This is a genomic window from Nocardioides turkmenicus, assembly GCF_011045035.1.
In the GTDB taxonomy this organism is placed as follows: domain Bacteria; phylum Actinomycetota; class Actinomycetes; order Propionibacteriales; family Nocardioidaceae; genus Nocardioides; species Nocardioides turkmenicus.
Genome location: NZ_JAALAA010000023.1, coordinates 61,057 through 71,021, shown reverse-complemented (window position 1 = coordinate 71,021; position 9,965 = coordinate 61,057). Strand labels below are relative to the sequence as shown.

The following is a 9,965-nucleotide window of genomic DNA, read 5'->3' as shown; positions in this document are numbered from 1 at the left end:
CCCCGCAGGCGCCGGCGCGTCCCCGGCAGGAGCGGCCGGCACCGCAGCGTCCAGCATCCCAGGCACCCCAGCGTCCGGCTCCCCAGGCACCTCAGCACCAGGCACCCCCGCCGCCGGCGCCGGAGCCGCAGCCCGGTCAGGGCGCACCTAGCCGGAGCCAGAGCGGTCAGGACCCGTGGGGTCGCCGCCAGGAGCCGCCGCAGCGGCGCTCCCGTGGCTATGACGGCCGCTACGACGACCGCCGCAACGACGGGCACGACGAGTTCGCCGACCGCCGTTACCGGCGCGACAGCAGCTACTCCGGCTACCCGGGTCAGCCGCAGCCGGCCCCACCGCGCGCACCACGCCCGGAGCCGCGCCCGGCGCCGGCAGCCGCACCCCAGCCCGAGCCCCGCCTCGAGCCCGCCCCCGCACCGCCGCGGAGCCGGCAGGCCGGCCGCCGGGTGGCCCAGGAGCCCGAGGCGTACGACCCCTACTCCTTCGACTCCTACGGTCCCCAGGACCGGGCCGAGTCGCCCGCCCAGGCACCGCGCGCACCCCAGGCGCCGCAGCGTCGGCGGCGACAGGACCAGGACTACGACGAGCCGGCGTACGCGGGCTACGACGAAGGCTATGACCGGGGCTACGACCAGCGTTACGAGCGAGGTCAGGACCAGGCGTACGCCCAGGGCTACGACTACGACGAGGCCTACGACCGCGGCTATGACGAACGCTACGACGAGCGTTACGATGACGCCTACGACCGGTCCGCCGGAGGCGACCGTCGGGAGCGCGGAGGTGCGTTCTTCGAGGCCTCCGGCGCGGCGATCGTGGTCCACATCACGCTGGTGATCCTCGCGATCTGGTTGACCTGGGCCTACGGAACCTCGGTCATCTGACAGGTTCGAAGGCAGGTCAACCCGCCGAAACTCCCACCTTGCCGTCAGGTCTGCTGACCTGATGAGGGATAATGGAAGCGCAATGCGCGCTCCGAGGCCATCCGGCAGGTGAGCGCCGACACGCGAGACACGGAAGAAGGTGCCGCATGGCGGCGATGAAGCCGCGGACGGGAGACGGTCCGCTGGAGGTCACTAAGGAAGGTCGGGGCATCGTGATGCGCGTCCCGCTCGAGGGTGGTGGCCGGTTGGTCGTCGAACTGAACGCCGAAGAGGCCGCTGCGCTCGGCGAAGAGATCAAAGGTCTCGGGCTGAACGCGTAGATGACCACAACGCTGCCGTCACCGGCTCTGCCAACGCAGGTCACACCGCCCACCTTCACGCTCAGTCCGCTCGGTCCGGAGAGCCTCGACGCCGAGATCATCGCGCTGCCGGTCATCCCGGGCGACGACGCGCTGGTCATCGGTCCCGGGGCCGCTGATCTGGGCGACCAGCACGACCTGCTCGGTCATCTCGAGTTCGAAGGTGCCACCGGCAGCGCCGGTGAGGTGACGACGTACGCCGTCACCGGCTCCGGCACCCTGCGACGGATCCTCCTGATCGGTGTCGGCGCGCAACGTCGTGACGACTTCCGGCGGGCGGGCGCCGCGCTGGCTCGCGCCGTGCGCGACCGGTCCGAGGTGGTCACGACCATCCCGGCAGTCGATCCCGAGGTCGGGCTGGAGCCGTTCGTGGCCGGCGCGACGCTGGGATCCTTCCTCTTCCACTGGCGCTCCGACGGGGCGCCGTGGACGCCGGTGGAGACGATCACCCTGGCCGATCTCGGTGACGACCAGGCGGCAGCGTTGGACCGGGCCCAGGCGATCGCGCGCGCCGGCTGGCGCGCGCGGTTCTTCTCCTCGGTCCCGAGCAACCTGAAGAACCCGGCATGGCTGGCCGAGCAGGCCACCTCGCTGGGCGCCGAGACCGGACTGAAGGTCACGGTGTGGGGCGAGGACCAGCTCGCCGCGGAGGGCTTCGGCGGCATCGTCGCGGTCGGCCAGGGCTCGGCCACGCCGCCACGGCTGATCCGGCTCGACTACACGCCCCGCAAGGCCGGCAGGCTGAACTCGTTGAAGACGGCGCCAACGGTGGTGCTGGTCGGCAAGGGCATCACCTTCGACACCGGCGGCCTCAACATCAAGCCCGGCGACGGCATGATCAACATGAAGCGCGACATGACCGGCGGCGCGGTGGTGCTCGCGGTGATGGCGGCGCTGGCCGAGGTCGGCTGCCCGGTCAAGGTGGTCGGCCTCATCGCCGCCGCGGAGAACGCGATCTCCGGTTCGGCGCTGCGCCCCGGAGACGTGGTCACCCACTACGGCGGCCGCACCTCCGAGGTCACCAACACCGACGCCGAGGGCCGTCTGGTGCTGGCCGACGCGATGGCGTACGCCGTCGACAAGATCAAACCGGCGGCCCTGGTCGACATCGCCACCCTGACCGGTGCGATGCGGGTGGCGCTCGGTCAGACGATGGCCGGCTACTTCGCTGACGACGACGCGCTGGCGTCCCTGCTGAGCGAGGCGTCGGACCTCTCCGGCGAGACGCTGTGGCGGATGCCGCTGGTCGCCGACTACGAGGAGAAGCTCGCCTCGAAGGTCGCCGACGCCGACAACGCCCCCGGTGGGCCGGGCGCGATCACCGCCGCGCTCTTCCTGCACCACTTCACCGGCGGCATCCCGTGGGCCCACCTCGACGTGGCCTGCGGCGACGCCTACGCCGACGTCCACGAGCTCACCCCCGGCCCCACCGGCTTCGGTGCCCGGGTCCTGCTCACCTGGCTGGCCGATGCCGATCCGCTCGCCGGCGTAGGCTCCTGACGAGACGTCACCCCGGTCGGCCGAGACGTCACGTACGACGGCCGAGCCGGCACCCAGGTGCCAGCTCGGCCGACGGGGCTGACGTCTCGGCTAGGCCTTCCGGGCGAGCAGGAGACCGTCGCCCACCGGGAGGAGCAGCGGGATCAGGTCGTCGTTGTCGGCGACCTGCTGGTTGAGCTCGCGGATGGTGGCGGTCTCCTCGTCGCGTACGGACGGGTCGGCCACGCGGTCGTGCCACAGCGCGTTGTCGAAGGCGACTACGCCGCCGGGGCGCAGGAGGCGCAGGGCCTCCTTGAGGTAGGCCGAGTATTCGGTCTTGTCGCCGTCGACGAAGACGATGTCGTAGTGGTTGTCGGTGAGCCGGGGGAGCACGTCGAGGGCGGCCCCGGCGATGCACCGAGCCTGCCGCTGGCCGAAGCCCGCCTCGGTGAAGCTCTGCCGGGCCAGCCGCTGGTGCTCGGTCTCGATGTCGACGGTGGTCAGGACCCCGTCGGGACGCATGCCGCGCAGCAGCCACAGCCCGGACACACCGGTGCCGGTGCCGACCTCGACGACGTTCTTCGCGTCGAGCACCGAAGCGAGGAAGCGCAGCGTGGCGCCGCCGCCCGGTCCGATCGGGGCGACTCCGACCTCCTCGGCCCGGGAGCGGGCAGCGGCGAGGAGGTCGTCCTCCGCGACGTACTCGTCGGCGTAGGTCCAACTTGCGGTCGAGACAGGGCTGGTCACACCGCAAAACCTAACCTGTTTCGCGCAACGGTGCGGGAACGCCTGATCCAACTTGTGCGTTAGACGGTGACAGGAAGAGGAAAAATAGGAGCCTCACAGGCAACTCTCAGCCCTTCCTGGTCCAGGCGATCTAACGTAGGAGATGTCAGCGATCAGCGAGACAGGCAGGAGCACCATGACCGCGGAGCCCACGACCGAGACCCCGACTGCGGAGCCGGGTGTGCCGTCGTGGGACGAGATCGTGGAGAAGCACTCCGACCGGGTCTACCGGCTCGCATACCGCCTCACCGGCAACCGCCCCGACGCCGAGGATCTCACCCAAGAGGTCTTCGTACGCGTCTTCCGCTCTCTCGACACCTACAGCCCCGGCACCTTCGAGGGCTGGCTGCACCGGATCACCACCAACCTCTTCCTCGACCAGGCCCGCCGCAAGCAGCGGATCCGCTTCGATGCCCTCTCCGACGAGCGCGCCTCGCGCCTGACGAGCAGCGGCCCGACGCCCGACCTGGCCTACACCGACCAGCGCTTCGACGACGACATCGAGCGCGCGCTGGCCACGCTGCCGCCCGACTTCCGGGCCGCGGTCGTGCTCTGTGACGTGGAGGGGCTCTCCTACGAGGAGATCTCCGAGATCCTCGGTGCCAAGCTCGGCACCGTCCGCTCGCGGATCCACCGCGGCCGGGCGATGCTCCGTGACGCTCTCGCCCACCGCGCCCCGCGCGGCGGACGACTGCGTTACTCCGGGCCCAAGGTGTTGTGGGGCGGGGCTTCATGAGTTTTCTGGGCAACCACCTCGGCGCGCGGACGAGCGCGCTTCTCGACGGCCAACTTCCCGAGGCGGAGGAGGAGCGGGCCTGGGCGCATGTGCACCAGTGCTGCGCCTGCCGCCGTCTCGTCGAGCGTGAGAGCTGGCTCAAGCGCCGCCTCGCGGGGCTCAGCGTCGATCCCGGCGTCTCGGCCCCGGCCGACCTGAAAGGGTCGCTGCGCGGTGGCGTCATGGCGGCCTCGGTGTGGCCCACCGACGACCCTTCGACAAGCTCAGGACATCGCCTCGGCGACAGCTACGCCGACGCCCGGTCGGTGCGGCGTACGTTGGTGATGGTCGCCGCCGGTGGCGGTGCTGTCGGCGCCGCCGTGTTCGGCATGTTCACCTTCGCCGCCGCGCCCGCGGACGCCCCGGGCCCCAGGAACCTCCCGGTCACCTCGGTCACCCAGGTCCCCGGCGCCCCGGTCGTCGCCCACGTACGCCGCTGACCGGCCGCTCGGTCTGCTCGGCGACACGACACGAGACCCGGCCTGCCGATAGTTGGGACGAGTGGGAAGAATGGGTCCTGTGACGCAGGAACCACAAGACGACCAGTCGCGGCCGATCTCCCGTTGGGCGCCACCCGCCAGCGCGTCCGACGTGCCCCCGGCCGGACAGTCGTCCCGCGACGATCTTGTCGATGACGAGCGCGACACGGCCGAGGTGCCGCTGCCGGGGATGCCGGGGCCTGTGGTCGCGCCGCCCCCGGCTGCCGACACCGCTCCGTTGCAGCCCGCGCCGCCGCCCCCGCCGGGTGGGTCCCTTCCCGGTTTCGACGGCCCGCTGGCGCCGCCACCCGCCGCACCCGCTCGGCCCGACTCGACGAAGCGTGGGCGCGTTCCCGGCCCGATCTGGGCGCTCGCGGCCGCCGTCGCGTTCCTGCTCGGGGTGCTGGGAGGCTACGCGGGCGGCGTCCTCGAGGACCGGGACGACATGTCCAGCCTTGCCGGCGGCGGGCTCGACCCGGGCTCGATCGAGACCGACGCGCCCCTGGAGGGCGACGACGCCAGCATCGTGAAGGTGGCTGCGACGCTGCTGCCCTCGACGGTGCAGATCTTTGCCGAATACCAGGGCGTCGAGGACGCCGCGACCGGCTCGGGGTTCGTCTTCGACCGGAACGGTCACGTGGTGACCAACAACCACGTGGTCGCCGACGCGGCCAAGGCCAAGGGCAGCATCGAGGTCGTCGACCACAAGGGCCGCCGCTACAAGGCGGAGGTCGTCGGGCGCAGCGCGGTCTACGACCTCGCCGTGCTCGACGTGCCCGAGGTCAAGGAGCTCGACCCCGCCTCGCTCGGCAGCACGTCGCGGCTGCGGATCGGCGAGGGCGTCGTCGCCATCGGCTCGCCCCTGGGGCTCAGCTCCACCGTCACCTCCGGCATCGTCAGCGCGCTCCAGCGCCCGGTGAGCACCGGCCAGACCGAGGACGACACCTCCTACATCAACGCCGTCCAGACCGACGCGGCGATCAACCCCGGCAACTCCGGTGGTCCGCTCGTCAACCTCGTGGGGCAGGTCATCGGGGTCAACTCGGCGATCGCGACCGCAGGCGGGGGAGAGGGCGGCGAGGGCGGCAGCATCGGTGTCGGCTTCGCGATCCCGATCGACCAGGTCAAGGTCACCGCCGCGCAGATCCTGAAGACCGGCAAGGCGACCTACCCGATCGTGGGTGCCTCCGTCGACGTCCAGGCCGCCGACCACAACGGCGCGCTGATCTCGGTCGTCGAGGCGGGTTCGCCGGCGGCCGCCGGAGGCCTCAAGGACGGTGACCGGGTCACCAAGGTCGGAGACGTCACCGTCACCGACGGGATCGGCATGATCGTGGCCATCCGTGCGCACCAGCCGGGGGAGACGGTCGAGTTCACCGTGATGCGCAACGGTGCCCGCCACGAGCTCAAGATCAAGCTGGCGGCGCAGACCGAGAACCTCGCCTGACGACGAACGGAGAAAGACGCGAAGAGCCGCTGGGCACATGCCCGGCAGCTCTTCGCGTTGTTGTGGGGAAGGTTTAGTTGTGGGGGTTGAGAATGCTGTGACTCAAGAGGCGTCCGGCGTGGCGGCGGGCGTGGTGCCCTCGGCCTCGACGAACGGGTGGTCGGCCACGAAGGCCTTGGTCTGCGAGTACATGTCATCGATGAACTTCTCGAGGACGCTGGACTCAACGCGCCACTGGCCACGGCCGCCGATCTTGATGGCGGGGAGCTCACCACGGCGGACAAGGGCATAGACCTGTGCGCTCGAGGTGTTGAGGACCTCGGCCACGTCGGCAAGAGTCAGGAAGCGGGGGGTACCAGACATAAGTATCAGTCTCCCAGACTCTGCAAGCGGCAGTAAACCAGGGCGCCAACCTGTTAGCCCGCTTTAGGTAGTGTTGCGCTGCTTTGTGGATGCGTGGTGGGTGAACCGTGAAGCACAGGCGCGCTATGCAGCGAACAGAAGATACAACCCACCAACAGTGAAGCCGACCATCGTCACCAGAAGCGGCACCTGCCCCGTGACCAGATGCTGCTTCGGGAGCACCTGGAGCGCCCGGATGTGGGCCGACCACACGCCGAGCACGTGGCCGATGATCACCGCGGCCACCTTGATGACGGCCAGCAGCGTGGCGTGGAAGGCGAAGAAGTAGGAGACCGGCAGGTCGGCGGTGCCGAACCAGTCGCCGCCGTTCCCGAGCGGGTCCGAGGCGTTGCGCAGCGTCGCCAGCCCGCTCTCCCAGAAGTAGCTGAGGTAGTGGGCGACGACGTAGCCGACGATGATCGGCACGATCGAGGGCGCCAGCTCGGCGGGCAGCGCGCGGCGCGGCACGTCTCCCACGCCGGTCAGCATCGTCCCGACGCAGTAGAACCCGGCCACGATCAGCGGGAACGAGACCAGCGCGAGATTGCTGATCAGGTAGGCGGTGCCGCCCGAGATCTCCGGGCTCTGCACGATCTGGAGCCACGGTGGGGATTCTCGGTAGGAGTCGTAGACGATGGTGCCGAAGAGCACCGAGACGACCGCGACCAGACCAGGGGCCGGGCGCAGGGTGTCGAGGTTGCCGAGCGGCGTGCGCAGGACCAGGTTGCCGGCCTGCGTACGTCCCCAGACCGACAGCTTCGCGGTCAGCGACGAGTAGACCTCGAACGGGTCGCTGCGCTCCAGGAAATCCTCGCCGAAGAGCACGCCGCCCAGGATCATGACCGCCAGGTAGACGGCCAGCCAGAGACGTACGGGGCCGAGGTAGTTGTTCTCCGGATAGACCAGCTCGAGCCAGGCGAAGGCGAGAAGGGTGAACGCCGCCGGCCAGTAGCCGAGCCGCTCGGGCAGACGCAGGGGAGGACCACCGGGGCCGCGCAGCCAGAGGAGTCCGGCCACGAACGTACGGGCCGGGCTGATCGCCTTCCAGACCGGTCCGAAGAGGAGCGAGAAGGGCACCAGGCCGACCCACAGCCAGACGTACGTCATCCCGAAGATGGGGTTGAGCGCGTTGTCCGAGCCGGCGAAGGCGACCAGCACGAAGTAGGCGAAGATCAGCAGGCCGACGATGCGCCACAGCGCGGTCCAGGCAGGGGAGTCGACGACACGCCCGAGCCGGGGCAGCGGCCAGCCGCGTGGATTCCGACTCTGTGGGTCCTGTGGGGCCACGACCTGGCCTTCCGCGGCACGCTTGGTGGTCAGCGCCAAGAGCCCGAAGGAGACGACCAGGGCGAGGACGGCGCCCGCGATGACGTACTCGAGTGGCAGTGGCAGGTCCTGGCGACCGCCCACGCCGTGGGTGAGGATCACTTGACTTCGAGGGTGACGATGGTCTTGCCGAGCGTGTGCGACTCGACCACGAACTGACCGGGGATGTCGAACGCGCCCAGGCTGATCCGTGTGGTGCCGACGCCGTAGGCGGCGGACTGCGCCGGGTCGGAGTGCACGTGGATCTCGCCGGCGGCGTCGGCGGTCACGTCGAGTTCGACGCTGTGGCCGAGCGGGACGTCCACCTGGCTCCCGTGCGGGTCGACGGAGTCATCGGAGAAGTTGATCTCGACGACCACCGGGTCGCTGTCGGTGCTGGGCTCGGTGGCGACGTCGTTTCCGCAGGCTGTCGCGACGGACGCGATCCCGCAGATTGCTGCCACGACCGCGATGATCCGGGCCGTGAGGCGCATTACTCCCCCGTTTCGTGGGCTAAGTTCAAGCTGGCGTCTGCCACAATCGCACATGAACCAAAGAGGGGGCTGAGAGGGCATGAGTGAGCGGCAGCGGGACCGGCTTGGGCCGCGTGAGGTGGCCTTCCTGGACGGGGAGACGCTAGCTGTACCGCACCAGGTGGCGAGCATCGAGCTGATCGAGCCCAAGAAGGAGGGCTTCGACTACGGCGCCTTCCTCGAGCACGTCGAGGACCGGCTCGCCTTCGTGCCCCGCTACCGCCAGCGCGTCCGCGTGGTGCCGGGTCGCATCGCCTACCCGGTGTGGGCGGACGACGACCGGTTCGACCTCACCTACCACGTACGCCGCTCCGCGCTGCCCCGCCCGGGCTCGATGGACCAGCTCCTCGACCTCGCCGGCCGGATCGTCTCCCGGCCGTTGGACCGCTCCCGGCCGCTGTGGGAGCTGTACGTCATCGAGGGGCTGGCCGGTGACCGGGTCGCACTGGTCACCAAGACCCACCAGGCCCTGGTGGACGGCGCCGAGACCGTCGACCTCGTCCAGCTCCTGCTCGACGACAAGCCCGAGGTCGGGCCGGTCGTGCCCGACCTGTGGGAGCCGCCGCAGCCGCAGTCGAGCGCGCGCCTGGTCGCAGGAGCGGTCTTCGACGCGGTCACCTCGGTCAGCGGCCTGACCGGAACCGCGCGCAGCCTGGGCGGCTACGCGCTGGGACGGGTCACCGGTGTCGCCAAGGACTTCCAGAACGCGGGAGCCGGCATCGCCCGCGTGCTCACCCGCAGGCCTCCCGAGCGGCCCACTCCGCTGAGTGGCACGCTCTCCCAGCAGCGGCTGGTGGTCACGCTGCAGGCCGACCTGGCCGACTTCCGCCGCATCCGCGACACCCATGGCGGCACCGTCAACGATGTCGTCCTGGCGGCTGTCACCGGCGGTCTGCGGGCGTGGCTGATGACCCGGCAGCAGTCGCTGGCCGGCGTACGTCAGGTGCCGGCGCTGGTGCCGGTCTCGGTGATCGACGAGGAGCTCGACCCGACCCAGCTCGGCTCGGCGGTGGCGCCCCACTTCGTGGTGCTCCCGGTCGCGGAGCCGTCGCCGGTGGTCCGTCTCCACCAGGTGTCCTACTCCTTCGAGCAGCACAAGGCCAACGCCCGCACGGTCAGCGCGCAGCGGCTGGCCGGGATCAGCGGCTTCGCCCCGGCGACCTTCCACATGGTCGGCTCCCGGGTGGCCGCCGAGAGCGAGCACGATTACCTGCTCTCGGTGTGCAACGTGCCCGGACCCCAGGAGCCGCGCTACGCGGCCGGCTCGCGGCTGGTGGCCTCCTACCCGATCCACCCGCTGGCCGACGGCCACACCCTCGCGATCGGGGTGACCTCCTACGACGGCCAGGTCTTCTTCGCGATCACCGCCGACCGCGACCTGGTGCCCGACGCGTCGCTGGTCGGGCAGTGCATCAGCGAGGCCCTCGACGAGCTCCTCGACACCGCCTCCGGCCGCCGCTTCCGTGCTCCGCGTGGCCTGCGCGTGGTCAAGAACTCCGGCGAGTGAGGCAGAATCCCGTCC

At 70.5% G+C, this 9,965-nt stretch carries 11 protein-coding genes; 7 read left to right on the top strand and 4 right to left on the bottom strand.

Going from position 1 to position 9,965, the window contains the following annotated elements:
- The 3 genes from G5C66_RS22105 to G5C66_RS22095 form a co-directional block, all read left to right on the top strand.
- Window positions 1–878 (top strand): hypothetical protein (locus G5C66_RS22105; protein ID WP_241248749.1); only part of this gene is annotated, 878 nt, incomplete at its 5' end.
- Between the two features lie 146 nt (window positions 879–1,024).
- On the top strand, window positions 1,025–1,198 hold the full coding sequence (locus tag G5C66_RS22100) for a DUF3117 domain-containing protein (protein ID WP_008358749.1): 174 nt from the start codon (window positions 1,025–1,027) through the stop codon (window positions 1,196–1,198).
- Complete coding sequence (locus G5C66_RS22095; RefSeq protein WP_165113168.1) at window positions 1,199–2,737, top strand: leucyl aminopeptidase family protein; 1,539 nt, start codon at window positions 1,199–1,201, stop codon at window positions 2,735–2,737.
- Window positions 2,738–2,827: 90 nt separating this feature from the next.
- On the opposite strand, the gene G5C66_RS22090 is transcribed toward G5C66_RS22095, so the two are convergent.
- Entirely contained in the window at window positions 2,828–3,463 is a 636-nt protein-coding gene (locus G5C66_RS22090; RefSeq protein ID WP_165113166.1) for a class I SAM-dependent methyltransferase, read from the bottom strand.
- Between the two features lie 175 nt (window positions 3,464–3,638).
- On the opposite strand from G5C66_RS22090, the gene sigE reads away from it, so the two are divergent.
- The 3 genes from sigE (at window position 3,639) to G5C66_RS22075 (ending at window position 6,203) form a co-directional block, all read left to right on the top strand.
- On the top strand, window positions 3,639–4,238 hold the full coding sequence (gene sigE / locus G5C66_RS22085) for an RNA polymerase sigma factor SigE (protein WP_206444431.1): 600 nt from the start codon (window positions 3,639–3,641) through the stop codon (window positions 4,236–4,238).
- Window positions 4,235–4,717 (top strand): anti-sigma factor, encoded by a 483-nt coding sequence (locus tag G5C66_RS22080; RefSeq protein WP_165113162.1) that lies wholly within the window; start codon window positions 4,235–4,237, stop codon window positions 4,715–4,717. The genes sigE and G5C66_RS22080 overlap by 4 nt, the downstream gene beginning before the upstream one ends.
- A gap of 79 nt (window positions 4,718–4,796) precedes the next feature.
- On the top strand, window positions 4,797–6,203 hold the full coding sequence (locus tag G5C66_RS22075; RefSeq protein ID WP_165113160.1) for a trypsin-like peptidase domain-containing protein: 1,407 nt from the start codon (window positions 4,797–4,799) through the stop codon (window positions 6,201–6,203).
- Window positions 6,204–6,305: 102 nt separating this feature from the next.
- On the opposite strand, the gene G5C66_RS22070 is transcribed toward G5C66_RS22075, so the two are convergent.
- The 3 genes from G5C66_RS22070 to G5C66_RS22060 all read right to left on the bottom strand — a co-directional run bounded on the left by G5C66_RS22070 (window position 6,306) and on the right by G5C66_RS22060 (window position 8,404).
- Window positions 6,306–6,566, bottom strand: a complete 261-nt coding sequence (locus G5C66_RS22070) for a helix-turn-helix domain-containing protein (RefSeq protein WP_165113158.1) — start codon at window positions 6,564–6,566, stop codon at window positions 6,306–6,308.
- Window positions 6,567–6,689: 123 nt separating this feature from the next.
- Entirely contained in the window at window positions 6,690–8,033 is a 1,344-nt protein-coding gene (locus tag G5C66_RS22065; protein ID WP_165113156.1) for a hypothetical protein, read from the bottom strand.
- Window positions 8,030–8,404: a hypothetical protein gene (locus G5C66_RS22060; protein ID WP_165113154.1), complete on the bottom strand. Its 375-nt coding sequence runs from the start codon at window positions 8,402–8,404 to the stop codon at window positions 8,030–8,032. The genes G5C66_RS22065 and G5C66_RS22060 overlap by 4 nt, the downstream gene beginning before the upstream one ends.
- Window positions 8,405–8,483: 79 nt before the next feature.
- On the opposite strand from G5C66_RS22060, the gene G5C66_RS22055 reads away from it, so the two are divergent.
- Window positions 8,484–9,950 carry a wax ester/triacylglycerol synthase family O-acyltransferase gene (locus G5C66_RS22055; RefSeq protein WP_206444430.1) on the top strand — a complete coding sequence of 489 codons (1,467 nt, stop codon included), beginning with the start codon at window positions 8,484–8,486 and terminating at the stop codon, window positions 9,948–9,950.
- Window positions 9,951–9,965: the final 15 nt, after the last annotated feature.

Bases quoted from the DNA above. Each gene is read 5' to 3' on its own strand.
- G5C66_RS22100 (WP_008358749.1), top strand. From the start codon at position 1,025: ATGGCGGCGATGAAGCCGCGGACGGGAGACGGTCCGCTGGAGGTCACT.
- G5C66_RS22095 (WP_165113168.1), top strand. From the start codon at position 1,199: ATGACCACAACGCTGCCGTCACCGGCTCTGCCAACGCAGGTCACACCG.
- sigE (WP_206444431.1), top strand. From the start codon at position 3,639: ATGACCGCGGAGCCCACGACCGAGACCCCGACTGCGGAGCCGGGTGTG.
- G5C66_RS22080 (WP_165113162.1), top strand. From the start codon at position 4,235: ATGAGTTTTCTGGGCAACCACCTCGGCGCGCGGACGAGCGCGCTTCTC.
- G5C66_RS22070 (WP_165113158.1), bottom strand. From the start codon at position 6,566: ATGTCTGGTACCCCCCGCTTCCTGACTCTTGCCGACGTGGCCGAGGTC.
- G5C66_RS22060 (WP_165113154.1), bottom strand. From the start codon at position 8,404: ATGCGCCTCACGGCCCGGATCATCGCGGTCGTGGCAGCAATCTGCGGG.
- G5C66_RS22055 (WP_206444430.1), top strand. From the start codon at position 8,484: ATGAGTGAGCGGCAGCGGGACCGGCTTGGGCCGCGTGAGGTGGCCTTC.